At 74.4% G+C, this 24835-nt stretch carries 27 protein-coding genes; 10 read left to right on the forward strand and 17 right to left on the reverse strand.

Annotated elements, in window-relative coordinates:
- Window positions 1-156: 156 nt before the first annotated feature.
- Both ACFSBI_RS06650 and ACFSBI_RS06655 read right to left on the reverse strand, forming a co-directional pair.
- A complete protein-coding gene (locus tag ACFSBI_RS06650) occupies window positions 157-1269 on the reverse strand; it encodes an AMP-binding protein (protein ID WP_377933273.1) in 1113 nt (370 codons plus the stop codon).
- 27 nt (window positions 1270-1296) lie between these two features.
- Window positions 1297-2187 carry a 1,4-dihydroxy-2-naphthoyl-CoA synthase gene (locus ACFSBI_RS06655; RefSeq protein WP_377933275.1) on the reverse strand — a complete coding sequence of 297 codons (891 nt, stop codon included), beginning with the start codon at window positions 2185-2187 and terminating at the stop codon, window positions 1297-1299.
- Window positions 2188-2266: 79 nt separating this feature from the next.
- On the opposite strand from ACFSBI_RS06655, the gene ACFSBI_RS06660 reads away from it, so the two are divergent.
- On the forward strand, window positions 2267-3235 hold the full coding sequence (locus ACFSBI_RS06660) for an o-succinylbenzoate synthase (protein ID WP_377933277.1): 969 nt from the start codon (window positions 2267-2269) through the stop codon (window positions 3233-3235).
- Window positions 3236-3294: 59 nt separating this feature from the next.
- Here ACFSBI_RS06660 and ccsB read toward each other — a convergent pair whose 3' ends face one another.
- Genes ccsB through ACFSBI_RS06685 form a run of 5 tightly spaced genes read right to left on the reverse strand, consistent with a single transcriptional unit; the run spans window position 3295 to window position 7817 of the window.
- Entirely contained in the window at window positions 3295-4284 is a 990-nt protein-coding gene (ccsB, locus tag ACFSBI_RS06665; RefSeq protein ID WP_417281871.1) for a c-type cytochrome biogenesis protein CcsB, read from the reverse strand.
- A gap of 15 nt (window positions 4285-4299) precedes the next feature.
- Entirely contained in the window at window positions 4300-5916 is a 1617-nt protein-coding gene (resB, locus tag ACFSBI_RS06670; RefSeq protein ID WP_377933279.1) for a cytochrome c biogenesis protein ResB, read from the reverse strand.
- Window positions 5900-6628: a cytochrome c biogenesis CcdA family protein gene (locus ACFSBI_RS06675; RefSeq protein ID WP_377933281.1), complete on the reverse strand. Its 729-nt coding sequence runs from the start codon at window positions 6626-6628 to the stop codon at window positions 5900-5902. Before ACFSBI_RS06675 ends, resB begins: the two co-directional genes overlap by 17 nt.
- Window positions 6625-7185, reverse strand: a complete 561-nt coding sequence (locus tag ACFSBI_RS06680) for a TlpA family protein disulfide reductase (protein ID WP_377933283.1) — start codon at window positions 7183-7185, stop codon at window positions 6625-6627. Before ACFSBI_RS06680 ends, ACFSBI_RS06675 begins: the two co-directional genes overlap by 4 nt.
- Complete coding sequence (locus ACFSBI_RS06685; RefSeq protein ID WP_377933285.1) at window positions 7182-7817, reverse strand: histidine phosphatase family protein; 636 nt, start codon at window positions 7815-7817, stop codon at window positions 7182-7184. The genes ACFSBI_RS06680 and ACFSBI_RS06685 overlap by 4 nt, the downstream gene beginning before the upstream one ends.
- Window positions 7818-7894: 77 nt before the next feature.
- Between ACFSBI_RS06685 and aspS the strand changes: the two genes are divergently transcribed.
- Together aspS and ACFSBI_RS06695 are read left to right on the forward strand one after the other, a co-directional pair.
- Window positions 7895-9205: an aspartate--tRNA(Asn) ligase gene (gene aspS / locus ACFSBI_RS06690; RefSeq protein WP_377933287.1), complete on the forward strand. Its 1311-nt coding sequence runs from the start codon at window positions 7895-7897 to the stop codon at window positions 9203-9205.
- Window positions 9202-10353, forward strand: coding sequence for an AI-2E family transporter (locus ACFSBI_RS06695; RefSeq protein ID WP_377933289.1), 1152 nt, complete (start codon window positions 9202-9204; stop codon window positions 10351-10353). The genes aspS and ACFSBI_RS06695 overlap by 4 nt, the downstream gene beginning before the upstream one ends.
- Before the next feature lie 6 nt (window positions 10354-10359).
- Here ACFSBI_RS06695 and ACFSBI_RS06700 read toward each other — a convergent pair whose 3' ends face one another.
- Together ACFSBI_RS06700 and ACFSBI_RS06705 are read right to left on the reverse strand one after the other, a co-directional pair.
- Entirely contained in the window at window positions 10360-10629 is a 270-nt protein-coding gene (locus tag ACFSBI_RS06700) for a glutaredoxin family protein (RefSeq protein ID WP_377933291.1), read from the reverse strand.
- Window positions 10630-10652: 23 nt separating this feature from the next.
- Window positions 10653-12170, reverse strand: coding sequence for a protein kinase domain-containing protein (locus ACFSBI_RS06705; RefSeq protein WP_377933293.1), 1518 nt, complete (start codon window positions 12168-12170; stop codon window positions 10653-10655).
- Between the two features lie 134 nt (window positions 12171-12304).
- Here ACFSBI_RS06705 and ACFSBI_RS06710 point away from each other — a divergent pair, with 134 nt between their 5' ends.
- Window positions 12305-13048, forward strand: a complete 744-nt coding sequence (locus tag ACFSBI_RS06710; protein ID WP_377933295.1) for an HAD family hydrolase — start codon at window positions 12305-12307, stop codon at window positions 13046-13048.
- Here ACFSBI_RS06710 and ACFSBI_RS06715 read toward each other — a convergent pair whose 3' ends face one another.
- Both ACFSBI_RS06715 and ACFSBI_RS06720 read right to left on the reverse strand, forming a co-directional pair.
- Window positions 13049-13147: a 30S ribosomal protein bS22 gene (locus ACFSBI_RS06715; RefSeq protein WP_003792170.1), complete on the reverse strand. Its 99-nt coding sequence runs from the start codon at window positions 13145-13147 to the stop codon at window positions 13049-13051. It lies immediately after the preceding gene.
- 100 nt (window positions 13148-13247) lie between these two features.
- Window positions 13248-13670, reverse strand: a complete 423-nt coding sequence (locus tag ACFSBI_RS06720; RefSeq protein ID WP_377933298.1) for an ArsR/SmtB family transcription factor — start codon at window positions 13668-13670, stop codon at window positions 13248-13250.
- A gap of 109 nt (window positions 13671-13779) precedes the next feature.
- On the opposite strand from ACFSBI_RS06720, the gene ACFSBI_RS06725 reads away from it, so the two are divergent.
- On the forward strand, window positions 13780-14082 hold the full coding sequence (locus ACFSBI_RS06725; RefSeq protein ID WP_377933300.1) for a hypothetical protein: 303 nt from the start codon (window positions 13780-13782) through the stop codon (window positions 14080-14082).
- Here ACFSBI_RS06725 and tadA read toward each other — a convergent pair.
- The gene (gene tadA / locus ACFSBI_RS06730; RefSeq protein ID WP_377933302.1) at window positions 14063-14542 is read right to left on the reverse strand and encodes a tRNA adenosine(34) deaminase TadA; all 480 of its coding nucleotides are present in this window, start codon (window positions 14540-14542) and stop codon (window positions 14063-14065) included. The genes ACFSBI_RS06725 and tadA overlap by 20 nt on opposite strands.
- Window positions 14543-14594: 52 nt before the next feature.
- On the opposite strand from tadA, the gene upp reads away from it, so the two are divergent.
- Together upp and ACFSBI_RS06740 are read left to right on the forward strand one after the other, a co-directional pair.
- The gene (gene upp, locus ACFSBI_RS06735; protein WP_377933304.1) at window positions 14595-15233 is read left to right on the forward strand and encodes a uracil phosphoribosyltransferase; all 639 of its coding nucleotides are present in this window, start codon (window positions 14595-14597) and stop codon (window positions 15231-15233) included.
- A 287-nt stretch (window positions 15234-15520) separates the two neighbouring features.
- Window positions 15521-16150: a winged helix-turn-helix domain-containing protein gene (locus ACFSBI_RS06740; protein WP_377933305.1), complete on the forward strand. Its 630-nt coding sequence runs from the start codon at window positions 15521-15523 to the stop codon at window positions 16148-16150.
- A gap of 271 nt (window positions 16151-16421) precedes the next feature.
- On the opposite strand, the gene ACFSBI_RS06745 is transcribed toward ACFSBI_RS06740, so the two are convergent.
- Entirely contained in the window at window positions 16422-17840 is a 1419-nt protein-coding gene (locus tag ACFSBI_RS06745) for a glycosyltransferase family 2 protein (protein WP_377933307.1), read from the reverse strand.
- A 204-nt stretch (window positions 17841-18044) separates the two neighbouring features.
- Here ACFSBI_RS06745 and ACFSBI_RS06750 point away from each other — a divergent pair, with 204 nt between their 5' ends.
- Window positions 18045-19481: a cryptochrome/photolyase family protein gene (locus tag ACFSBI_RS06750; RefSeq protein ID WP_377933309.1), complete on the forward strand. Its 1437-nt coding sequence runs from the start codon at window positions 18045-18047 to the stop codon at window positions 19479-19481.
- Window positions 19482-19552: 71 nt separating this feature from the next.
- On the opposite strand, the gene ACFSBI_RS06755 is transcribed toward ACFSBI_RS06750, so the two are convergent.
- Window positions 19553-20257, reverse strand: a complete 705-nt coding sequence (locus tag ACFSBI_RS06755; RefSeq protein WP_377933311.1) for a DUF4232 domain-containing protein — start codon at window positions 20255-20257, stop codon at window positions 19553-19555.
- 71 nt (window positions 20258-20328) lie between these two features.
- Here ACFSBI_RS06755 and ACFSBI_RS06760 point away from each other — a divergent pair, with 71 nt between their 5' ends.
- Window positions 20329-20958: a YitT family protein gene (locus tag ACFSBI_RS06760; RefSeq protein WP_377933313.1), complete on the forward strand. Its 630-nt coding sequence runs from the start codon at window positions 20329-20331 to the stop codon at window positions 20956-20958.
- 121 nt (window positions 20959-21079) lie between these two features.
- Entirely contained in the window at window positions 21080-22303 is a 1224-nt protein-coding gene (locus ACFSBI_RS06765) for an LCP family protein (protein ID WP_377933315.1), read from the forward strand.
- Between the two features lie 12 nt (window positions 22304-22315).
- Here the strand turns inward: ACFSBI_RS06765 and ACFSBI_RS06770 are convergent, their stop codons facing one another.
- Genes ACFSBI_RS06770 through ACFSBI_RS06780 form a run of 3 tightly spaced genes read right to left on the reverse strand, consistent with a single transcriptional unit; the run spans window position 22316 to window position 24805 of the window.
- Complete coding sequence (locus ACFSBI_RS06770; protein ID WP_377933317.1) at window positions 22316-23314, reverse strand: glycosyltransferase family 9 protein; 999 nt, start codon at window positions 23312-23314, stop codon at window positions 22316-22318.
- Window positions 23311-24513 carry a glycosyltransferase family 4 protein gene (locus ACFSBI_RS06775; protein ID WP_377933319.1) on the reverse strand — a complete coding sequence of 401 codons (1203 nt, stop codon included), beginning with the start codon at window positions 24511-24513 and terminating at the stop codon, window positions 23311-23313. Before ACFSBI_RS06775 ends, ACFSBI_RS06770 begins: the two co-directional genes overlap by 4 nt.
- Complete coding sequence (locus ACFSBI_RS06780; RefSeq protein WP_377933321.1) at window positions 24497-24805, reverse strand: hypothetical protein; 309 nt, start codon at window positions 24803-24805, stop codon at window positions 24497-24499. Before ACFSBI_RS06780 ends, ACFSBI_RS06775 begins: the two co-directional genes overlap by 17 nt.
- Between the last annotated feature and the right edge of the window lie 30 nt (window positions 24806-24835).

Below are 24835 nucleotides of genomic sequence, written 5' to 3' on the forward strand. Positions count from 1 at the left end.
CGCCCGCTCGCTCGCTCGGGATCGCGCGCTTGCCACTTCCGTCCCCTCCCGAGCACGAAGAGGGGGCGAAAGTGGCAAGCACTCCGCTCCGACTCCGGGCGCTTGCCGCTTTCGTCCCCTTCCGCCCTGGAAAAGGGGGCGAAAGCGGCAACTCCCTCAGGAGCGGGCGAGGTCCGTCAGCCGGCGGCGGTCGGGCTTGCCGGAGGGCAGCAGCGGCAGCTCGGGCAGCACGAGGACGCGGCGCGGCGCCGCTGCCCGGCCGAGCCGGGCCACGACGGCGGCGCGGAGGCGCGCGAGGTCGACGTCCGCGGTCGTCACGACCACCGGGACCTCCCCCCACTCGGCGTCGGGCGCGCGCACGACGACGGCGTGCGCCAGCCCCGGCAGCGCCTGCACCGCCTGCTCGACGAGGCCGAGCGACACCTTCTCCCCGCCCGTGATGACCACGTCGTCGAGCCGTCCGTCGACCGCGACGCGCTCGCCGTCCCACCGGCCGGCGTCGCCGGTGCGGTACCAGCGGCCGCCGTCGCGCTCGACGAACACCGAGGCCGTCTGGGCCGGGTCGTCCAGGTACCCGTCGGCCAGCATCGGGCCGGCGAGCAGCAGCTCCCCGTCCTCCACCCGTACGCGGACGTCCGGCAGCGGCACGCCGTCGTAGACGCAGCCGCCCGCGGTCTCCGACGCGCCGTAGGTGCGGCGCACGACGAGGCCGAGCGCTGCGGCACGATCCGCGAGGTCCGGCGCGAGGCGCCCGCCGCCCGCCAGGACGCCGTCGAGCCGTCCCACGGCCGCCAGCACGGCGGGCTCGCCCCGCTCCGCCGCCTCCACCACCCGGTGCACCTGGGTCGGCACCAGCGCCGAGTAGGCGCGGCCGGGCGGCAGCGCCTCGACCGCTGCGGCGAACGCGGACGCGGTGAACGGACCGGGTGCCACCGGCACCGGCTCGCCGCCCGCGAGCAGCGCGCGGACGATCACCTGCAGCCCTGCGACGTAGTGCCCGGGCAGCGCGAGCACCCAGCCGCCCGGCCCGCCGAGCGCCCGCTCCGTCGCGCGCGCCGAGGCGACGAGCGCGGCCGCCGACAGCACGACCGCCTTCGGGGTCCCGCTGCTGCCGGAGGTGCGGATGACGGCCGCCGTGCCGTCGGGCACCGCCCGCCCCGGCTCGGCGCCGGCGTCCGCGAGCGGCAGCACGGCCGGGCCGCCCGCCAGCGCCGCGCGCAGCGCGGGGACGAGCCGCGCCGGGTCGTCGGGGACGGGGAGCAGGCGCACGTCAGCAGTCCGTGTCAGCGGGCGATCTCAGTAGGCCCAGGGGTGCCCGGACCAGTCGGGGTCGCGCTTCTGCAGGAACGCGTCCCGCCCCTCCTGCGCCTCGTCGGTGCCGTAGGCGAGGCGGGTCGCCTCGCCGGCGAACAGCTGCTGGCCGACGAGGCCGTCGTCGACCGCGTTGAAGGCGTACTTCAGCATCCGGATCGCCGTCGGGCTCTTGCCGAGCACGGTGCGGGCCCAGGCGATGCCGGTCGTCTCCAGGTCGGCGTGGGGCACCACGGCGTTGACCGCGCCGAGCTCGTACGCCCGCTGCGCGTCGTACTCCTGCGCGAGGAAGAAGATCTCGCGCGCGGCCTTCTGGCCGACCTGGCGCGCGAAGTAGGCGCTGCCGTAGCCGGCGTCGAACGAGCCGACGTCCGCGTCGGTCTGCTTGAAGCGGCCGTGCTCCGCGGAGGCGATGGAGAGGTCGCAGACGACGTTGAGGGAGTGCCCGCCGCCCGCCGCCCAGCCGGGCACGAGGGCGATCACGACCTTCGGCATGAACCGGATCAGCCGCTGCACCTCGAGGATGTGCAGGCGTCCGCCGCCCGCAGCGTTCTGCTCGCCCTCGTACCGGTAGCCGTCACGGCCCCGGATCCGCTGGTCTCCGCCCGAGCAGAACGCCCAGCCGCCGTCCTTCGGGCTCGGTCCGTTGCCGGTGAGCAGCACGACCCCGACCGCGGGGTCGGTGCGCGCGTCCTCGAGCGCCCGGTACAGCTCGTCGACCGTGCGGGGGCGGAAGGCGTTGCGCACCTCCGGCCGGTCGATGGCGACGCGGGCGATCCGCCCGTCGCGGCTGCGGTGGGCCGTGACGTCGGTGAAGTCCGCGGCGACCGCGGACGGGGTCCAGGCGTCGGCGTCGAACAGCTCGGAGACGGGCACCGCCTCACCCTACGAGCGGCGCCCGCGGAACGGATGGGGGGTGACCGTCCGTCCAGTGGCGGCGCTCCAGGATGGGGCGGTGCCCGACACCCAGGACCTGCTCGCGACGCTGCGCGTGGTCGCGCTGCCGATGGTGACGCGCTTCCGCGGGATCGAGGTGCGGGAGGCGGCGCTCCTCGAGGGCCCGGAGGGCTGGACCGAGTTCGCGCCGTTCCCGGAGTACGGGGACGAGGAGGCCGCGCGCTGGCTGGCCGCCGCGATCGAGTTCGGCTGGGAGGCCGTCCCCGAGCCGGTCCGCGCCTCGGTGCCCGTGAACGCGACCGTGCCGGCCCTGGCGGCGGACCGCGTCCCGGAGGTGCTCGCCCGCTTCCCCGGCTGCCGCACCGCCAAGGTGAAGGTCGCGGAGCCGGGCTCCTCGCTCGCCGACGACGTCGCGCGGGTGCGCGCGGTGCGGGACGCGCTCGGGCCGGAGGGCCGGGTCCGCATCGACGCGAACGCGGTGTGGAACGTGGACGAGGCGGAGCACGCGCTCCGCGCCCTCGCGCCCGCGGACCTCGAGTACGTGGAGCAGCCCTGCGGCACGGTGGACGAGCTGGTGCGGCTGCAGCAGCGGATTCGCGACCTGCGGATCCCGGTCGCGGCGGACGAGTCGATCCGGCGCTCCGCCGACCCGCTCGCCGCCGCGGCGGCGGTCGACGTGGTCGTGCTGAAGGCCGCGCCGATCGGCGGGATCCGGAAGGCGCTGGCCTTCGCCCGCCTCGCGGGCCGCGCCGCGGTGGTGTCCTCGGCGCTCGACACCTCGGTGGGGCTCGCGATGGGCGCGCACCTCGCGGGAGCGCTGCCGCGCCTCCCCCACGACTGCGGCCTCGGCACCGGCGCGCTGCTGCGGGCCGACGTGACGGAGGACCGCCTGCTGCCGGAGTCCGGAGCGATCCCGGTCCGTCGCGTCGTCCCGTCCCCGGCGCTGCTCGACCGCTTCGCCGCCGACGCCGAGCGCACCGCGTGGTGGGCGGACCGCGTCCGCCGCTGCGCCGCCCTGCTCCCCTGATCGTTCAACTTGTAGGCAGATCTCGCCCGCCGGCGGCGATCCGCCTACAAGATGGAAGGTCAGCCGGTGGGGAGGCCGCTGTAGGTGTGCAGGCCCTTGAAGAAGACGTTCACGACGCCGAAGTTGAACAGGATGCAGGCGTAGCCGATCAGGTTCAGCCACGCGGACCCGGTGCCGCGCCAGCCGAGGGTCGCGCGGGCGTGCAGGTAGCCGGCGTAGACGACCCAGATGATGAAGGTCCACACCTCCTTGGTGTCCCAGCCCCAGTAGCGGCCCCACGCGTGGTCCGCCCAGATCGCACCGGCGATCAGGGTGAAGGTCCAGAGGATGAAGCCGACGACGCTGATCCGGTACGCCAGGTTCTCCAGGCGGTCGGCGGTCGGCACGGTGGCGAGCAGCTTGAGGCGCTCCGGGCGGCCCGCGTCCACCTGCCGCTGCCGGCGCACCTGCAGCAGCTGCACGGCCGACAGCGCCGCCGCGAGGGTGAAGAACCCGGTGCCGAGGATCGCGACGAGCACGTGCAGCACGAGCCAGTACGACTGCAGCGCGGGCTGCAGCGGCGACACCTCCACGTGGAAGCCGACGGTGGCGATGCCGAGCAGCAGGACCACGAAGCCGGTGATCACCGAGCCGAGGAACCGCAGGTCGATGCGGGTCAGCACGCCGAGGAAGACGAGGACCATCACCAGCGTGCCGGTCATCGAGAACTCGTACATGTTCGCCCACGGCACCCGGCCGGCCGCGACCCCGCGCAGCACGACGGCGCCCGCGTGCAGCACCAGCGCGACGACCGTCAGCGCGAGGCCCACCCGGGCGGAGGTGCGTCGCGGTTCGGACGGCGGGGCCGCAGGCGGCTCCGCGACGAGCACGGCGGTGCCGCCGCCCCGCTCGGCCCTGGACTCCTCGCGCACGAGCGGCGCGGAGACGGCCTGGGCCGCGGCGGATCGGCGCGCGAGGTCGAGCGCGAAGGCGATGAACGCCATCGCGTACACGGCGATCGCCGAGACCAGCAGCAGCTCCGAGAGCTGATCGAGCGGGTTCACGGGCAGCAGCCTAAGCGGCGGTCAGCGGGTCGCCGGCGCCGGTCGGGCGGCTCCCGGCTCGAGGAGCCCCCGGTGCTCCCGCTGCAGGTCGGCGACCGCCCGCTCGAGGCCCGGGTCGTCGCCGCGGGCGAGCCCCGCGTACTCCACGAGCAGCCCGTCCTCCTGCTCGCTCACCTTGACCCACATCCGCCGCCTGGGCACGAGCAGCGAGGTGATGAGACCGAGCACCGCGAGCCCCACGAACAGGGCGACGAGCCCCTGGGAGGGGTCGTGGTGCACATCGAGCGCGGCGTACCGGTCGATGCCGTTCAAGGTGATGGACCCGAGCCCGTCCGGCAGCGTCCTCGTCTGCCCGATCGCCAGCTGCACCGGGTCGGTCCTGCCCGCGATCTGCGTGAGCCCGGTCGGGTCGAGCTCGTAGACGTTCTGCGGCACGCCCGCGCCGTTGTCGATCGCGCCCTCCCAGGCGAAGAGCGACAGCAGGCTCTGCGTGCCGACGGACGGGTAGATCGACTTGAAGGTGCCGTCGGTCAGCTCCGCGGCGGTGGGGTACAGGAAGCCCTGGAACCCGATCTGCCGCTTCTGGTCCGGGGTGTTCAGCACCTTGATGACGCCGGAGGAGGTCAGGCCGGGGTCGCCGCCCGGCTGGAACGGCACGGGGCCGGACTGGAGCACCTCGCCGTCCGCGTCCCGGATCGTGACGTCGGGGGCGTAGCCGTTGCCGAGGAGGTAGACGCTGGTGCCGCCGATGTCGAGCGGCTGGTTCACCTTGATCACGTGCTGCTCGGGGGCGCAGGTCGTGCACATGCGCGTCGTGACGTGCGCGGTGTAGTCGATGGGCTGCCCGAGCGCGTTCGGGTTCTGCTTCTCGTAGGTCACGTCGAGCCGGTCGAGCGTCAGCGCGTAGGGCCGCATCGACCCTGGGGAGAAGAAGCGGCCCGGCGTGACGCTGTCGTAGTCGTTCTGCGAGTTGGTGAAGGTCTCGCCGGTCACGACGACGCGCTGCGCGGTCCAGGTGAAGCCGCCGCCGATGAAGACGGTGACGAGCACCCCGACGAGCGCGCCGTGGAACAGCAGATTCCCGCTCTCGCGCAGGTAGCCGCGCTCGGCCGACACGCTCGTGCCGTAGCGCGCGGTGCGGTAGCGCCCGCGGCGCAGCAGCCGCTGCGCCGCGTCGACCGCGTCCTCGGCCGCGACGCCCGGGAGCACCACGGCGGAGGAGGCGGGCAGCCGGCCGAAGCGCGACGGCGTGCGGGGCGGCGCTGCGCGCAGCGCGCGCAGGTGGTGCCCGAGCCGCGGCACGACGCAGCCGATCAGCGAGATGAACAGCAGGATGTAGATCGCGGAGAACCAGACCGACGTGTAGACGGTGAAGCCCTGCAGGAAGTCGACGACGCCGACGAAGGCGGGGTTCGCGCGCCGCCAGGCGATCACGCCGTTCGGGTCGGCGGACTGCTGCGGCAGCAGGGACCCCGGCACCGCGGCGACCGCGAGCGCGAGCAGCAGCAGCAGCGCGGTCCGCATGCTGGTGAGCTGCCGCCACGCCCAGCGCAGCCACTCGACCGGGCCGAGCGCGGGGTGCACGACCTGGTCCGCGACGACGACGAACTCGTCGCGCCCGTCAGATGGCCGGGACATAGCCGCCGATCAGGACCTGGAGGCGGTCGACGATGACGGCCCAGGCGCCGGACACCATGAGCACGCCGACGAGGACGAGCAGCGCGCCGCCCGCGAGGTTCACCGCGCGGATGTGCCGGCGCACCGCGCCGACGGCGCCCGACGCCCAGCCGAAGCCGAGCGCGAGCAGCACGAACGGCACGCCGAGCCCGATCGAGTAGCACGCCGCGAGCACGACGCTCGCGCCGAGCGAGCCGCTCGTGAGCGCCATCGACTGGATCGCGAAGAGGGTGGGTCCCACGCACGGCGTCCAGCCGAGCGCGAAGACGACGCCGAGCAGCGGCGCGCCGATGAGGCCCGTGCGCGGCCGCCAGGTCGCCGCGAAGCGGCGCTGCAGCGGGCCCAGCCCGCCGACGAAGACGAGCCCGAGCAGGATCACCACCACCCCGGCGATGCGCGTGACGAGGTCGAGGTACTGGTTCAGCAGGAACCCGACGCTCGCGAACACGGTCGACGTGCCGACGAAGACGACGGAGAAGCCGAGCACGAACAGCGCGGCGCCGAGCACGACGCGGCGGCGCCCCTGCGCCGCGGCCGTCTCCGTGCCGGAGACGTAACCGAGGTACCCGGGGACCAGCGGCAGCACGCAGGGCGACGCGAACGAGACGGCGCCGGCGGCGAGGGCGATCGGCGCTCCGAGGAGCAGCTGCCCGCCGAGCGCGGGCCCGATCACGCCGCGGTCCCGTCGACGGCGTCCTGGATGAGGGTCCGGAGCACCGATTCGTTCGCCAGCGACCCGTACCGCGCCGTCACCCGGCCCTCCCGGTCGAGCACGAGCGTGGTCGGGGTCGTGTTGGGGCCGCGGACCCCGGCGAAGGCGAGCTGCGCGGCCGAGCCGTTCTCCTGGTCGACGACGCTCGGGTAGCCCGGGGAGAACTGCCGCTCGAAGCCCGCCGCGGTGGCCCGGTCGTCCCTCGTGTTCACGCCGACGAACCGCACGCCGTCCTTCGCGAAGTCCGCGGCGAGGTCCTTCAGCACCGGCGCCTCGGCGCGGCACGGCGAGCAGGCGTTGTACCAAAAGTTCACGACCGTCACGGAGCCCCGGGTGTCCTTCAGGTCGAACGGCTTCCCCTCCACGGTGGTGCCGGTGAACTCGACCGGCGGCGTGTCCGGGTGCTTCCACTCCGTCACCACCCCGTTGATGTCGAGACGGTCCTGGTTCGGGCCCGCCTCGGTGCAGCCGGTGAGCAGCAGCGCGGCCGCGAGCACCGGCACGAGCGCGCGCCTCACGTCGCGCCCCGGTCGACGGCGCCCGCGAGCAGCGGCGCCGCGGGGTCGCGGTAGCCGGTCTCGACGAGCCGGCCGCCCTGGAGCGCGAAGCTGGTGACGGAGGACAGCGCGCAGCGGCGGTGCCGCGGGTCGGTCGCGAGCGGCTTGCGCGCGACCGAGCGGTGCACCATCCAGATCGGCAGCTGATGGCTGACGATCACGACGTCCCCGTCGGGGGTCGTCCGGAGCGCCTCCATGACCGCGGGCCGCATGCGCTGCACGACGTCGGTGAAGGGTTCGCCCCACGACGGGCGGCCGGGGTTCGCGAAGAGCCGCCAGTCCTTCGGCGAGCGGACGAGGGACCGCCAGGCGAGGCTGCGGCCCTCGAAGCGGTTCCACGCCTCGACGACCCGCTCGTCGGTCTCGATCTCGATCCCGAAGCGGTCCGCGATCGGCTGCGCGGACTGCTGGGTGCGCAGCATCGGCGACGCGATCAGGCGGGTCACGGGCAGGGGTGCCAGCCCCTCGGCCGTCATCGCGGCCATCGCCTCGCCGCGTTCCGAGAGGCGGAAGCCCGGCAGGCGCCCGTAGACGACGCCGGCGGGGTTGTGCACCTCGCCGTGGCGGACGAGGTGGACGGCTCGTGCGACCACCCCCGCAGTGTACGGAGCCCCCGAGGGGTCGTCGCGCGGCCACCGGTCGTTCCGGGCGGCTGACTAGGGTTTCGCGGGTGACCGACCGCACCCTGATCGCCGACCTCGCCCCGCTGCCCGACGGCCCCGTCGCCGTCGCCGGATGGGTGGAGACGGTGCGCGACCAGAAGAAGGTGCAGTTCGTCGTGCTGCGCGACGAGTCCGGCGCCGTCCAGCTGGTCCGCCCCCGCCCCGAGGGCGACGACGAGGTCTCGTCCGCGATCTCCGGGCTCGCGCTCGGCAGCTTCGTCCGAGTCGCCGGCGCGCTGAAGCACGACGAGCGGGTGAAGCTCGGCGGGATCGAGGTGAAGGTCGAGTCGCTCGACGTCGTCGCCGCGAGCCTGCCGGAGCAGCCGATCGCCGCCGACTCCTCGATCGACAAGCGCCTCGACCACCGCTTCCTCGACCTGCGCAACCCGGTGAACGCCCTGATCTTCAAGGTGCAGACGACGTTCGAGCACGCGCTGCGCACCTGGTGGGTCCAGCACGGCTACATCGAGATCCACACCCCCAAGCTGATGAACAGCCCGTCGGAGTCGCGCGCCGAGCTGTTCCAGGTGCCCTACTTCGAGACCACCGCCTACCTCGCGCAGAGCCCCCAGCACTTCAAGCAGATGGCGCAGGCCGCCGGCTTCGGGAAGGTCTTCGAGATCGCGGACGCCTTCCGCGCCGACCCGTCGTTCACCGCGCGGCACGCCACCGAGTTCACGTCCGTCGACGCGGAGATCAGCTGGATCGACAGCCACGAGGACGTGATGGCGATGCACGAGGCCGTGCTCGTCGCCGGGTTCGAGGCGGTCCGCGAGGCGCACGGGGAGGAGGTCGAGCGCCTGCTCGGCGTCACGGTCGAGGTGCCGAGCACCCCGTTCCCGCGCATCCCGCTCGCCCGGGCGAAGGAGATCGTCGCCGAGCGCGGCTACACCGTCCCGCGCGCCGACGCGGACATGGACCCTGAGGGCGAGCGCCGCATCAGCGACTTCGTCCGCGAGGAGTTCGGGCACGACTTCGTGTTCCTCACGGACTACGCCACGAGCATCCGGCCCTTCTACCACCGGCGGCACGACGACGACCCCGCGCTCACGAACAGCTACGACCTGATCTACCGCGGCACCGAGATCTCGACGGGCGCGCAGCGCGAGCACCGCATCGACGTGCTGCTCGACCAGGTGCGCGACAAGGGCCTCGACCCGGCGGAGCTGGACGACTACCTCGAGTTCTTCCGGTACGGCGTCCCGCCCCACGGCGGGTTCGGCATGGGGCTCGCCCGCGTGCTGATGCTGATGCTCGGGAGGTCCAGCATCCGCGAGACCACCTACCTGTTCCGCGGCCCGAACCGGCTCCGGCCGTGAGCGGGCTCGCGCGACGCGGCCGGGACCGCGCCACGGCCGGGGAGAGCGGCCGGGTGGTCGCCGGTCAGTGGAGCGACGGCTTCGGCCGCTTCGCGATCCGCTGCCTGCAGGCGATCATCGTCATCGCGCTCGCGACCGGCGTCGTCATCGCCGGGCTGGCGGTCAAGACCGTCGTGATCTCGCTGCTCGTCGCGCTGATCCTCTCCTGCGCCTTCCACCCGCTGGTGCGCCTGCTCGAGCGGGTGGGCCTGCCGAACGCCCTCGCGGCGCTCATCACGCTGCTCGTCGTGATCGGGCTCCTGGCGGGCGTGCTCACGCTCATCGGCTTCGCCGTCGCCGGCCAGACGGACCAGCTGGGCTCGGCGGTCTCGGACGGGATCGACCAGCTGGAGACGTTCCTCTCCGGGTTCGGCGTGCAGATCTCGAGCGAGCAGGTGCAGCAGGCCCTGAACTCGGCCGGCGACTACGTCACGAGCGCCTCCTTCGGCTCCACGGCCCTGTCCGGGCTCTCGACCGTCGGCAACATCGTCACGGGGCTGCTGCTCGTGATCGTGATCTCCTTCTTCTTCCTGCGCGACGGCGGCCGCATCTGGGCCTTCCTGATCCAGGTCTTCCACGGCGAGGCGCACGCGCGGGCCGCGCGCATCGGGCAGAGCAGCAAGGAGGTGCTCGGCGCCTACGTGCGCGGCACCGCGACGGTCGCCGCGGTCGACTCGACCCTGATCGGCGTCGGGCTCTTCCTGCTGCAGGTGCCGCTGGCCCTGCCGCTCGCGGGCCTCGTGTTCGTCACCGCCTTCATCCCGGTCGTCGGCGCCACGCTCGCGGGGGCGGTCGCCGCGCTCGTCGCGCTGGTCTTCAACGGCCCGCTCATCGCGCTGGCGGTGATCGGCGTGGTGATCCTGGTCAACCAGGTGGACGGCAACCTGCTGCAGCCGCTGATCATGGGGAAGGCGCTGTCGCTGCACCCCCTCGTGATCCTGCTCGCGCTGACCGCGGGGACGATCCTCGGCGGCGTCATCGGCGCGATCCTCTCCGTGCCGACCGCCAGCGTGATCTGGACGGCGATCAAGGCCTGGAACGGCCACGGCGACCCCTCGCGGGACGACGGGGAGTCCGAGTCGGACGACGGGTCGGCGCAGCCCGCCTGATCCGCGTCAGGCCCCCGCGGCCGCCAGCAGGTCCTCGCGCAGCCGCCCGGCGTCGATCCGCCAGCGGTCGTGCAGCGCCGTGCCGATGAGCACGACCGGGATGTCGTCGTGCCAGCGGGCGTCGAGCGCGGCGTCGTCGAGGATCGAGCGTTCGGCGACCGCGACCTCCACGCCCTCCGCCCTGAGGTCGCCGACCACCCGCTCCACGACCGCGCGGGCCTCGTCGCAGAGGTGGCAGGCGGGCTTGCCGACGAGCGTCAGTTCGGGCACGAGCACGTCGCCAGCGTAGGACGGCGGCGCTACACGCGGTCCGTGAAGAGCGCTCTCCGCGCCGCTCGCCGCAGCTCGATCTCGTGCATCACGAGCGCGGCGAGGTCGACGAGCGAGGCCATCTCCGCCTCGGTGAACTCCCGCGGCCGGCGGTCGAAGACGCAGAGCGCGCCGAGGTGGTGGCCGTCGTCGCCCACGAGCGGAGCCGCCGCGTAGGACCGGACCTCCGGGCCGCCGACCACCAGGGCGTTGCCGCGGGTCCGCGGGTCCACGAGGGCGTCCGGGATCGACCATGCCCCGTCACCCGTGCGGGTCGTCGAGCAGAAGGCCGTGCTCCGGTCGACCTGCCGCTCCGCCCACCCGTGGCTCGACATGAACCACACGCGGTCGAGGTCGATCAGCGTGACGAGCGCGATCGGCACCCCGAGCATGCGGCTCGCGAGCCGGGTGATGGTGTCGAAGACCTCGTCCGGCGGCGAGTCGAGCAGGTCGTAGCTGCGCAGCACGGCCAGCCGGCTCGACTCGTCGGCGTCGAGGAGGCCCGCATCGACGTCCTGGGCGTCGACGCCCTCGACCACCAGCTGCTGCTGCAGCCGCACGGCCACCTCGTGCGGCGAGGGCCGATGCGCGGGCTCGAACGCCGTCATCCGGCGCAGGGTGTCCGCGAGCCCGGTCGGGAGGTCGTCCGGGATGCGCGGGTCCCGCTCCAGCCGTGCGAACGCGGACGCCTCGATCGAACCCGGGTACTCGACGCGACCGGTGAGCGCCTCGAGCAGCACGAGGCCGAGCGAGTACACGTCGCTCGCGGGCGTCGCGTCCAGGCCCTCCACCTGCTCGGGGCTGAGGTAGGCGGCCGACCCGACGGTGTACTCGCTCGTGTCCCGCTCGCCCACCAGGGCGGCGATCCCGAAGTCCGCCAGCTTGCCGGTGATCGGCTTGGCGCCGTGGAGGTCGGACAGCAGCACGTTGGCGGGCTTGAGGTCGCGGTGGATGAACCCGGAGCGGTGGACGTAGTGCAGCGCCTCGGCGAGGTCGAAGCCGAGCCAGGCGACCTCCGTCGCGGTGAGCACGGCGCCCCCGGCCAGCCGCGTGCGCAGGTCCCGGCCCCGCACCAGCTCCATCACCAGGTAGATCTGCGGCGCCTCGCCCTCCGGCGTCTCGACGCCGGCGTCGAAGAGGGTGGTGAGCGCGTAGTGGTTCAGCGCGGCGACGACCCGCGCCTCGGCCTCCTGCAGGCGGAGCGCCTCGGCCTCGGCCGCGCGGGTGCGGAACAGCTTGATCGCCACGTCCCGCCCGAGCAGCAGGTCGCGGGCGGCGTGGACCGTCGCCATGCCGCCCGAGCCGATCCGGGCACCGAGCCGGTAGCGGCCGCCGAGCAGGGCGCCCTCCAGCAGCAACGAGTCGTCACCGCTGCGCGCGGAGGTGCCCCGGGGCTTCTGCAGCGGTTCCTGCCGCACCGCGACCGGGTTCCGCGGCGGCGCGGTCGTCACCCGGTGGGCGCCCGCGCGTGCGCCGCGGGTCGTCCAGGGCGGGGTCGGCAGCGGCACGCAGGGAACCGTACGGCACGGGCGTAAGGGAGCGACCCGGTCGTCGCGATGCGGCCGATCAGCGAGCGCGACCGGTCCTCCCCGGACCGCCCGAGCCGCGACGCGGGGCCGAGCACGCATAGGCTGGTCCTCCCATGGAGGACGCGCCCGTCGTGCCGCGACCGCTGCCGGTCGCGGCCTTCTTCGACGTCGACAAGACGCTGGTCAACGGCGCCAGCGCGCTCTTCCTCGCGCGGGCGGCACGGTCGCTCGGGATCGTCGGCCGCCGGGACCTCGTGCGCTTCGGGTGGAAGGCCCTCTCGTTCCGCCGGCACGGGGAGCGCCAGAGCGTGCTCGACGAGGTCCGCGAGCGCGCGATGGTGCTGCTCGCGGGGCACTCCGCCGCCGAGCTGCACCGGCTCGCCGGGCAGGTGGTGCGCACCATGCAGCCGAAGATCTGGCCGGAGACCCGCGCCCTCCTCGACGCGCACCGCGAGGCGGGCCACGAGGTCTGGCTGATCTCCGCGACCCCCGACTTCCTCGCCGCGGAGCTCGCGGCCGAGCTGGGCGCGACCGGCGGCATCGGCAGCGGGCTCGAGGTGGAGGACGGGATCTTCACCGGCCGGTTCACCGGACCCACGATGCACGGCGCCGAGAAGGCGGTCGCGGCGACGGCGCTGATGCGCGAGCACGGCTGCGATCCCGCGGACTGCTTCGCCTACAGCGACTCGATGAACGACCTGCCGCTGCTCACGGCCGTCGGCACGCCGGTGGCGATCAACCCGGACCGGGCGCTGCAGCAGCACGCGAGGGCGCAGGGCTGGCGCACGCTGACGCTCGACCCGGCGAGCATCCGGGCCGAGCGCCGTCGGGTGCGGGCGGGCGCCCGCACCCGCTGACTACTTCTTGTTGCGGCGCTGGTGGCGCGTCTTGCGCAGCAGCTTGCGGTGCTTCTTCTTCGCCATCCGCTTGCGGCGCTTCTTGATGACCGAACCCATGGGAACTCCTCACTCTCGCTGTTGACCGGCACGCCGGCGAGAGCGGGGCGTGCGGAAGAGCCCCGACAGTCTAGACGACCGCGGCTCCGCGCCCTTCAGGTCAGCGTCGGATGCGGCCGACGAGCGACGCCGCGGTCGCTCCGAGGCGCACGGCCGCGACCCGCGCCCGCGGCGCGAGCGGCGCGGGAGACAGCTCGGCCACCGCCTCGACCGGCTCGGGCACGGGCTGCGCCGCCGCGACCGCCGGCTTGACGAAGGGACCGAGCCATTCGGCGATCGGCTGCAGCCCGGCCGGCTCGAGCCGGTAGAAGCGGTGCTGCCCCTGCTCGCGCACCGTCACGACCCGGAACTCGCGCAGCGTCTTGAGGTGCTTCGACACGGTGGGCTGGCTGAGCCCGAGCCGTGCCACGAGCTGACCGACGCTCGCCTCGCCCGCGCCGCCCGGCACCTCGGCCTCGTCGAGCAGTGCGCGCAGCAACTCGCGCCGGGTCGGGTCGGCGACGACGTCGAACAGATCCGCCACGGCTCCCGACCCTAGGCGCATGCACCGGGAAGCACCATTCCCCTCGGCGCATGCATCCGTGGCGCAGGACCCCCGCCTACACTCGGCCGCTTCCTCGGGAGGGACGGCGATGGCGGCGACGGACGGACACGCGACGGAGGGCATCGTCCAGGCGGTGGGCCGGGTGAAGAACGTGCGCTCGGTGCCCCTCGTCCGGTACGCGCACGAGGACGAGACGGGACGCCCGGTCGTCGTGATCCGGGTCGGGCTGCCGCCGCTGCTGCCGCTGACGGAGGTCGTGACGGCGATCGCCCACGTGCAGCTCACGCTCGCGCGGCTGGTCCCCGCGGGCGCGGCGGTGCACGTCGAACCGGACGTCGCGGCGGATCAGGCGACGCCGACCGAGGCGATCGTCATCCGCGGGATGGAGTAGGCCCGGGCGACGCCCGCCGGACGGCGAAGAAGTCGGCGAGCACCGCGGCGCACTCGTCCGCGAGGACACCGGCGACGACCTCGACCGCGGCACCGACGCGGCGGTCGCGCAGCACGTCGAGCACCGAGCCGACGGCCCCGGCCTTCTCGTCCCAGGCGCCGAAGACGAGCCGGCGCACGCGGGACTCGAGCAGCGCTCCCGCGCACATCGTGCAGGGTTCGAGCGTCGCGACGAGCGTGCAGCCGTCGAGCCGCCAGTCGCCAGCCGTCCGCGCCGCCTCCCGCAGGGCGACCACCTCGGCGTGCGCGAGCGGGTCGTGCTGCGCCTCGCGACGGTTCCGGCCGGCGCCGAGCACGCGGCCGTCGGGGGCGAGGACCACCGCGCCGACGGGCACCTCCCCCTCGGCGGCGGCGAGCCGCGCCTGCGCGAGGGCGAGCCGCACGGCGTCCCGGTCCTCCACGGCCCCTCCTCGCGCCGGGATCCGGTGCCCGCGCGGTCACTACCCTTGCAGCATGCGCGTGCACGTCGCCGACCACCCCCTCGTCACGCACAAGCTCACGGTGCTGCGGGACCGCACGACCTCCTCCCCCACGTTCCGGGCGCTGACGAGCGAGCTGGTGACCCTGCTCGCGTACGAGGCCACCCGCTCCGTCCGCACGGTGCCGGTCGTGATCGACACCCCCGTCGCGCGCACCGAGGGCGTCGCGATCGCCGACCCGAAGCCGATCGTGGTGCCGATCCTGCGCGCCGGCCTCGGGATGCTGGAGGGGATGACGACGCTGCTGCCGAGCGCGGAGGTCGGCTTCCTCGGCATGGTGCGCGACGAGGAGACGCTCGAGCCGGCGGTGTACGCCGAGCGGCTCCCCGCCGATCTGCACGACCGGCAGTGCTTCGTCATCGATCCGATGCTGGCGACCGGCGGCAGCCTGATCGCCGCGATCGAGTACCTGTTCGACCGCGGCGCGGTCGACGTCACGGCGGTGTGCCTGCTCGCGGCCCCCGAGGGCCTCGAGGCCGTGGAGCGGGCGACGGCGGGCCGCGAGGTCACGGTCGTGCTCGGCGCGCTCGACGAGCGCCTGAACGAGCGCGGCTACATCGTCCCGGGGCTCGGTGACGCGGGCGACCGGCTCTACGGCACCGTCCCCGCCTGAGGCCCCCTCGGCGCGCTCGCGCTCGGACGGTTGACACGTCCGGGATCGGCGGGCATCATCCCGGCATGTCCTCCCTGCGCTGCACGACCGCCGTTCCGGCTCGGCAGGCCCCGCAGTCGATGATGCGCGGCCCGCTCAGCCGCCGAATGTGTCGCTGACCGTTCGTGATCGCCGCCCGCACCGCGGGCCCCGCGCCGTCGTGCGCGCTCCGAACGGCCGACCCGCCACGGGCCGGCTCCCCCGCTGACGTCCGCCCGCGCGGACCGCACCGAAGGACCACCTCCGCGATGAGCACCGCCTCCTCCACCACCGCTCCCACCACCGCCACCACCGCCCCGTCGGGCCGCGCCCGCGGCTTCGCCCTCTACGTCGGCGTCGACGAGGAGACGGCCCGCGCGGCCGGCGTCGATCTGGCGACCGTCGTCGACGCCCTGCGCCGACTCACCGCCGAGCTCGTGCCGGGCGCGGAGACCTACGCCGCCGTCGCCCTGGCCCCGGCCGGCGCCGGCGGCCGGGACGTCGACGTCGTGCGGCGCGCGCTCGCCGACCGCGCTCCCGCCTCGGCGCCCGCGCCGAAGCGGCGCACCGGGCTCACGATCGACCTCGGCCGCAAGAAGCTGCGCGTCGACGGGGAGACGGCTCCGCTCACGTACCGCGAGTTCGAGCTGCTGCAGTTCCTCGTGCTGCGCGAGGGCCGCACGGTGCCGCGCACCGAGATCATCGACTCGCTGTGGGGCGGCACGGACGCCGAGGTGCCGAACGAGCGCACGATCGACGTCCACGTGCGACGGCTGCGGGCGAAGCTCGGCGAGTACGGCGACGTCGTGCGCACCGTGCGGGGCGGCGGGTACCGCTTCGACCGCCACGCGGACGTGGTGATCCGCTACGGCCAGACGGCGAGCCCCGACCGCGTCTAGCACCGATCCGCCCGTCGCGCTCACAGCACTTCCCGAGCGTCCGACACGCCGCGGGGGCTGGCGCCCCGTTACCTGACCGTTATACGGTCGTTCTCGCGTCGACCGGTTGCTGTGGCGGACGGCGTGTGTGATTGCAGGACACTCTTGGTGCAAGGGATGGGGTCGGTCGCCGCCTCTGCGGCCGGCCCCTGATCGCTCGGACTGGTGACCCGGGCGGACGCGAAGAAGGCCCCGCTCCGTGAAGGAGCGGGGCCTTCTTCGCGAGCACCGGTCAGACCGTGAAGCCGCGGTGCCGTCGGAAGAGCTTGCGGATCATCGTCAGCGTCTGGACGATCGTGACCACGGCGAGCGCCGTCCAGCCGACCGCCAGCAGCGTCGACTGCACCGCGGGCAGCAGGTTCAGCCAGCCCCAGCCGAGCGCCGCCGCGACCAGCACGGTGCCGAGCAGGCCGAGGACGACGCCGCCGCCGCCCCCGTCGCCGTTCTCGGCCCGCGCCTGGGCGGCCCAGTTGTCGCGCTCCGTGCGGGTCAGCACCTGCACCCACGCCTTCAGGAAGTGGATCCCGCGCAGCAGCATGTACAGCTCGCCGGGCACGAAGAGCAGCGCGTAGAAGACGTCCCGGGCGGTGTAGCCCTTGATGCTCATCGCGATGCGCAGGGTGAGCAGGATCGACACGACCGGCGGGATCGCCCACCACCAGCTGAACTGGAACGCGCCGATGGACAGGGACGCCGCGGCGAGCGCGATGAACAGCACGCGGGAGGCCAGGTTCATGATCATCGCGAGGTTCTCGCGCCAGCGCAGCCGCAGGTTCGCGTGGAACGGCTTCTGCAGGATCAGCTCGACGCCGCCCGCGTTCCACTTCACCTGCTGCGCGTCGAGCGCGCGCATCGTGAGCATCGGGCCGACGTCCGCGCGCGCCTTGGACGAGATCTTCGTGCGGTAGCCGGCGGACTTCAGCTGCAGCGACAGCAGCGAGTCCTCGATCTCGGAGTCCGTGACCCACGGGGAGTCCTGGCGGTTGGCGGCCATCGTCCGCTTCATCGCCTCGACGTTCAGGAGGGAGCACTGGCCGCCCAGGACCGCCATGTTGCGGTTCCGCAGCAGGTTGTCCATGTTGAAGCCGGCGAACTGGAACCGCTGCGAGCGCACGAGGAAGCGCTGCATGCCGGTGCGCGCGTGGCTCTGGTCGAAGCCGTAGATGGCCGAGATGCCCCCGATGCGGCTGTCGCTCACCATCTCCTCGGTGAGGTGCTGCACGCAGCGGCGGTCGAGCGTCGTGTCGCCGTCGACGCCGAGGATGTAGTCGAAGTCCTTCGCCAGCGCGAAGCCGTAGTTGAGGGCGCCGACCTTCTTGTCCGGTACCTCGCCGAGGTCGATCACGGTCACCTGGCAGCTGTACCGGTGGTCGCGGTAGGTGCGGGAGTGCAGGCCCTCGAACTCGCGGGCCACGAAGTAGGTCTCGTCGGTGGAGTTGTTGACGAGCACGAAGACCGCGTCGGGGACGCGCGTCTGGTTCAGCAGCGACTCGAGGGTCGCGGTGATCGACTCCTCCTCGTTGTACGCGGGGAGGATCGCGGCGATCCGGACGTCCTGCACCTTGCGGCGCGTCGGCAGCTCGAGCAGGTGCTCCAGCTGCGTCACCTCACCGGTGGAGGCGGTGGCGGAGGGGTTCGCGGGGGTGTTCACGGATGGGGGTCTCCGGGCTGGCGGACGCGTGGCGAAGGGAGGGGAGCCGGCGTCGGCGGGTTGCGGGCGGCTGGGTGGACCGCGCGGGCGGCCTGGGGGAGCCGCGGCTCCGAAACTAGGAAGAGCCTGGGAATTCCGCGAAGTCCCACAACGGGGGGCCCTCCGTCGGGGGTCTCGTCGGAGCGCGCTGCTTGGATCCCTGACGTGACGCAGGACGGACCGGTCGTCGTGTGGTTCCGGGACGACCTCCGCGTCTCGGACCACCCTGCGCTGCGCGCCGCGGTCGACTCGGGGGCGCCGGTGCTGCCCGTGTACGTCGTCGACGACTCGGGCCACGGCGCGAGGCCGCTCGGGGCGGCGAGCCGCTGGTGGCTGCACCACAGCCTCGCCGCCCTGTCGGCGTCCCTCGAGAAGCGGGGCGCTCGTCTGGTGCTCCGGGAGGGCGACGCGGAGGAGGAGATCCGCGCGGTGCTGCGGCGCAGCGGCGCCTCGCGGCTGCTGATGGACCGGCGCTACGCGGCCGCCGAGCGCGAGCAGGACCAGCGGGTGCAGCGGCTCGCCGAGCAGGCCGGCGCCGAGGTGGAGTCGTTCACCGGCAGCCTGCTGCACGAGCCCGGCGCGGTGCTGAACGGCGACGGCGAGCGCTTCGGCGTCTTCTCCCCCTTCTTCCGCGCGCTGCAGCGGCAGGGCGACCCGCGCGAGCCGCTGCCCGCGCCGCAGCGCATCGCCGGCTGGGAGGGGTCGGTCCACAGCGAGGCGCTGGACGACCTGCGCCTCCTGCCGACCTCGCCCGACTGGAGCGGCGGCATGGCCGAGACGTGGGAGCCCGGAGAGAAGGGCGCGCACCGCCGGCTCGACGGCTTCGTCCGCGACCACCTGCGGCACTACGCCGCCCACCGCGACGAGCCGGCGGCGGACGTGTCGTCGCGGCTCTCCGCCCACCTGAAGTTCGGCGAGCTGAGCCCGTACCAGGTGTGGCACCGGGTGGCCGCGGCGGACGCGACGGAGGAGGTGCGGACGAAGTTCCTCACCGAGCTGGCCTGGCGCGAGTTCGATTACGACCTGCTCGAGCGCGGGCACGCCCTCGAGCAGGAGAACGTGCACCGGCAGTTCGACCGCTTCCCCTGGGCGGACGTCGACCAGGACGTGCTGCGGGCCTGGCAGCGCGGTCGCACCGGCATCCCGCTCGTCGACGCGGGGATGCGGCAGCTGTGGCACACGGGCTGGATGCACAACCGGGTGCGGATGGTCGTCGCGAGCTTCCTCGTGAAGAACCTCCGCTACGACTGGCGGCTGGGCGAGCAGTGGTTCTGGGACACGCTCGTGGACGCCGACCCGGCGAACAACCCGGCGCAGTGGCAGTGGGTCGCGGGATCCGGGGCGGACGCGGCGCCGTTCTTCCGCGTCTTCAACCCGGTGACGCAGGGGCACAAGTTCGACCCGGCCGGGGAGTACATCGCGGAGTGGGTGCCCGAGCTGCGCGACCTCGACGCGAAGGGCCGGCAGGAGCCGTGGACGGTGCCGGACGACCTCGCGGCCGCGGCGGAGGGCACCGGCCTGCCGGCCTACCCGTCGCCGGTCGTGGACCTGAAGGCGTCGCGGCAGGCCGCGCTCGACGCCTACGCCGAGATGCGCGGCTGACACCGACTCGGGCCCTTCCGGACATCCGGGCCCGCCGCGGCGGGCCCGGATGTCCGGAACGGGCCCGGGCGTCAGCCGTCGAGCCGCCAGGGGGTGACGGCCATCGTGGCGACGTCGGGCTCGCGGCAGCCGCGGAAGGCCCCCTCGAGCGGGTCGCCGCGACGGCGGTCCGCGGTCTCGACGATCAGCGCGGCCCCGGTCGCCGGGGTGCAGCGGTCGCCGAGCGGCCCGCCGTCCTCGCCGACGTTCACGATGCGGACCACCGCGCTCAGGCTGCCGCCCACCGGGAGCCGGAGGACCGGCGTCGGGGCGCCGGAGCCGGTCGCGTCCGGCCCGAGCGGCTGGACGTCCGCGTCGACCATGTGCACGACCGGGGCTCCGCTGATCGAGCACGCCACGCGGCCGCGGTTGGCGAGCACGATCGTGCGGTCGATCGAGCCGGCCCCGGAGTCGGTCCCGCCGAGCGCCAGGTCGAGGTCGACCGGGTCGCAGTCCCGAAGGGCGGAGCCCCCGGACGCAGCGGGCGCGGAGCCCGGGCGCGACGACCCCGACGACGCCGCGGGGACGGACGGAGCCGCGGTGGCGCCCGCGGACGAGCCGTCCTCGTCCTGCTCCTCGACCGCGGACGCGGTCGGTGACGACCCGCTCGAGCCGCTCGCCGGCCCCGGCGCGTCCTCCGGCGCGCTGCAGGCGCTCAGCAGCAGGACGGCCGCGAGCAGCGGGCCGGACAGCAGGGCGGGACCGGGGAGGGGACGGCGGCGATCGGCGGCGCTCACGGCCGGAAGGATCCCGCACGGGGAAGGCGCGCGCCAGCCCCTCCTCCTCACGATTCGGTAGCGTCGCCGCGGTGACCCGGACCCGCGAGCACGGCGCGCCCGCACGCCCGCTGGCGCACTCGCGCCTCGAGGACGTCGTCGCGATCCTGCTCGGCACCTACGTCGCCTCCTTCGGCGTGTTCCTGCTGCACTCGAGCGGTGCGGTCACCGGCGGCACCGCCGGCCTCGCGCTGCTGCTCGGCTACGCGCTGCACCTGCCGTTCGGCGCCGTCTACGCGGTGCTGAACCTGCCGTTCCTCGCGCTCGCAGCCCGGACGCGCGGCGTCGCGTTCGCAGCGCGCACCGCGATCTGCATCGGCCTCATCGCCGCGTGGGCGTTCCTCCACCCCGTCGCCGCGCCCGGGCTGTCGCTGCCGCCGCTCTACGGCGCGCTCACCGGCGACCTGCTGATCGGCATCGCCATGCTCATGCTCTTCCGCCACAACGCGAGCCTCGGCGGGCTGAACACGCTGGCCCTGCTGGCGCAGGACCGGTTCGGCGTCTCCGCCGGACGCGTGCAGCTCGCGCTCGACGCCACGATCGTGCTGCTGTCGCTGCTGGTGGTCCCGTGGCCGCTCGTGCTCGTCTCCGCGGCCGGAGCCGCCCTGCTGAACCTCGTCCTCGTGATGAACCACCGCCCGGGCCGCTACCTCGCGGCCTGAGCGGACCCCGACGGCGCGCCGCCGCGCCTCCGCCGTGCCACGCGAACGGGTGCCTACAGTGCCGCTGTTCCCGGTCGTCCGTGAGGTGGACCGGACTCGAGGACCATCAGGGGGCCGGCAGGTGCGCGACGACACGGACGTGTCCGCCGTTCGACACGCGGTCGGCAGACCCCGCTCGATCTGGGGCGGTCTCGTCAGGACGCTGGCGGTGCTCGTCGCCGTCGTCCTGATCAGCAGCGTCTCGGTCGCGGCCTACGGCGCCTGGCGGATCAACCAGAAGGTGGTCGCCGGCGGCATCGACCTCGGCGACGGCGAGCCCGAGATCGCCCCCATCGACGGCGCCTTCAACGTGCTGCTGGTCGGCGCCGACAACGCGGTCGGGCAGAAGTCGTGGGGCGCCGCCCGCGACGCGACCCTGAACGACGTCAACATCCTCGTCCACGTCTCGGCCGACCACACCCGCGGGACCGTCGTCAGCCTCCCCCGCGACCTGATCATCCCGCACCCGCAGTGCGAGGACCCGAAGACGGGCGAGGTCTTCAGCGCGATGGCGGCGCAGCCGCTGAACGAGGCGTTCTCCCGCGGTGGCCTGCGCTGCGTCGTGAACACCGTCGAGTCGGTGACCGGGTTGAACATCCCCTACGCGGCGCTGTTCTCCTTCGAGGGCACGGTCAAGATGGCGGACGCCGTCGGCGGCGTGGAGGTCTGCACGACGAAGGCGATCGACGACCCGGACGCCGGCCTGAAGCTGAAGAAGGGCCGCTCGACGATCTCCGGCCGCACGGCGCTGGCCTACCTGCGCAGCCGGCACGGGGTCGGCGACCAGAGCGACCTGTCCCGGATCGCGAGCCAGCAGGCCTACATGTCGTCGCTGATGCGCAAGATGACGAGCAGCAACACGCTGTCCGACCCGACGAAGCTGTACGCGCTGGCGAACGCGGCCGCGGACAACGTGAAGCTGTCGAAGTCGCTCGCGGGCATCGACCCGATGGTGCAGATGGCGCTCGCGCTGAAGAACGTCGACCTCGACCACCTCGTCTTCGTGCAGTACCCGGTGGTCGACGACCCGGTGAACCACAACAAGGTGGTGCCGAACGCGCAGCTCGCGCCGGTGCTGATGGACCGCGTGCTGCGCGACCGGCCGATCGCGCTCGGCGACGACGCGCTCGGTCTCAGCACCCGGCTGTCGAAGTCGAAGTCCGCCGACCCCACGCCCTCGCCGTCGAAGACCACGGGGACGAAGAAGTCGGAGTCGGCCGGCGCGGACGGGACCGAGGAGGACCCGACGATCGCGGGGCTCCGCGGGCAGACCGCCGCCCAGCGGACCTGCTCGATCGCCAGCTGACCTCGAAGGCCGCTACGCCGCCGCGAGCAGGGCGGCGAGGACGCCCGCCGGCGCGATGTCGGCCATGCAGGCGGGCGCGTGGTCGGCGGTCAGCGGGCAGCGCGCCTCCCACCAGCACTCCTGCTCCGTGATCGCGGTCGGGCGGCGGACCGGGCAGCCGGGCAGGCCCTGCAGGTTCACGGCGGCGCCCCGGTACCCGTAGCGCGCGGCGAGGGTCGGCCCGAAGAGGCCGACGACCGGCAGCCCGGCGGCCGCGGCGAGGCGCACGGGTCCCGTGTCGCCGCCGGCGGCCGCTCCCCCGAGCCCCGCGGCGGCCGCGGCGAGGCCCGCGACCCCGCGGATCGGCAGCGCCGGCGCCGCAGCCGCGGCGGCCTCGGCGAGCACCCGCCGCTGCTCGGCGACCTCGGAGACGACGACCGGGGTCCGTCCGCGAGCGGCCAGCCCGCGGACGACGTCCGCCCACGAGGCGAGCGGCCAGTGCTTGACCGCCATCCCCGAGTCCGGCATGACGAGCACGGGTGCCCGCGCGCCGAGCGAGTCGAGCACGCGGCGCCCCGCCGCGACCTCGTCCTCCCCGAGCACGACCTTCGGCGGCAGGGTCGCGAGGGCGGGGTCGACGACGCCCTCCTCGACCAGCAGCCGCAGCATGCGGAGATCCACCGGCTCGTCCGCAGGGGGCCTGCGCCACAGGTCCGTCACCGCCCGACGCGCGTGGGCGGCGAGGAGCTCGGGCAGCCCGTGCTGGCGGTTCGTCGTGACCGCGAGGTCGGGTCGCAGTCGTTCGAGCACGGGGCGCACGGCACCGGTCACGGCGGCGCCGTCGCGACCCGGGACCGGTACGACGGCGTGGATCCGCGGGTCGCGCTCGAGCAGGACGTGCCACGGCGCCGTCGTCACCACGGTGAGCCGCGCCTCGGGGTGCGAGCGCCCGAGGGCCTCGATCAGCGGCAGGGCGAGCAGCAGGTCGCCGAGCCCGCCCATCGTGTCGACCACGACGACGTCGTCCGTCACGCCCCGACCTCCGCGTAGAGCGCGAGGTGCCGGGCGGCGATGCCGGACCAGTCCCGCTCGGCGGCCCACGCCTTCCCCGCCTCGGCGACGCGCGCGGCGAGGCCCGGGTCGTCGAGGAGCCGCCGCAGCCCGGTCGCGAGCGCTGCCCCGTCCCGCACCGGGGAGGCGGTGAGGACCCGGAGGCCGTCCGCGAGCTCCGGGTCCGCGCCGTCCGGCGGCGCGGTGACGAGGGTCGGCAGCCCGTGCGCGAGGACGGTGAGGAGGGAGCCGCTCTTCGCGGTCACGCCCGCCGTGAACGGCAGGCATGCGAGGTCGCACGCCGCGAGCAGGCGGGAGGCCGCGTCGGCGGCGAGGAAGCCGGTGAACGCCGTCCGTTCCCCCGCGCCGGCGTCGGCGACCTGGCCCCGCAGCTCCCGCTCGAACGCGCGCGCCTCGTCCGCGGGCAGGGCGAGGGACTCGAAGCCCCCGACGACGAGGAGGTGCACGTCCCGCCCCTCGGCGACGAGGGTCGCGACGGCCTCCGCGAGGTAGCGGACGCCCTTCACGGGGTGGACGAAGCCGAAGAAGGCGACGAGCACCGCGTCCGCGGCGACGCCGAGCTCGGCCCGCACCTCCCGCCGCGCCGTCGCGCGGTCGACCTCCGCGACCCCGACGTTCGCGCCGATCGGCACGGCGGTCGAGCGCACGCGCCCGGCGAACCGCCGCTGCAGCACCGCGGCGTGGGCGGGGTTCGTCACGACGGCCGCCGCGGCGCGGGGCACGAGCAGCACCGTCTCCCGATCCGCGAGGCGCCGCCGCTCGACGAGGCGCCAGAGGCGCCCCGGCAGCGCGCGCTCCCACCGCCACCAGCCGTACTCGTGCAGCGTGACGACGAGCGGGGCCCGGCCGAGCGCCGGCGGCAGCAGGCCGATCCCGGCGCGGAACCGGTACATGGACGGAGCGAACTGCACGTGCACGACGTCCGCGCCGCGGGCGGCGCGAGCGGCGGTCGCGAGCGCGGAGGGCGTCCATCGGCGCCCGACCGAGCGGGCGCCGGGCGGGGACGGCTCCGGCCCCGTGCAGAGGATGCGGACCGTGGCGCCCGCCGCGCGCAACTCGGCGGCCAGGCGGGTCACGTAGTCGGCGACGCCGTCCAGCCCCGGACGCAGGTCGCCGCAGACGAGCAGGACCCGCGGGCCGCCGTCAGACCCCGACCGCACCCGCCGCGTCGTCGCCGGGACCGCCGGCGTCCTCGTCCGCCTCGGGCGCGTCGAGCGCCGTGGCGCCCGTCGTCTCGCCCGCCGCGGCGTCGTCGCCGGCGCCCGCGGTGTCGTCCGCCATCGAGTCGCCGCTCGCGTCGAGCGACTCGTTCGCCGGGGCGTCCGGGTTGGTCGCGGCGTCGAGGTCGCGCGCGCCCGGCGCGACGCCCGCCGCCGAGGCGTCGTCCTCGTCCTGCCCGGGCACGTGCGACTGCACACCCGGGGCTCCCGTCACGGTCTCGGGATCGCTCATGGGTCCCGAGGCTAGGCGCTCCCGCCCATG

Origin of the sequence: Amnibacterium endophyticum, assembly GCF_042680685.1 — a bacterium.
GTDB classification, from domain to species: domain Bacteria; phylum Actinomycetota; class Actinomycetes; order Actinomycetales; family Microbacteriaceae; genus Amnibacterium; species Amnibacterium endophyticum.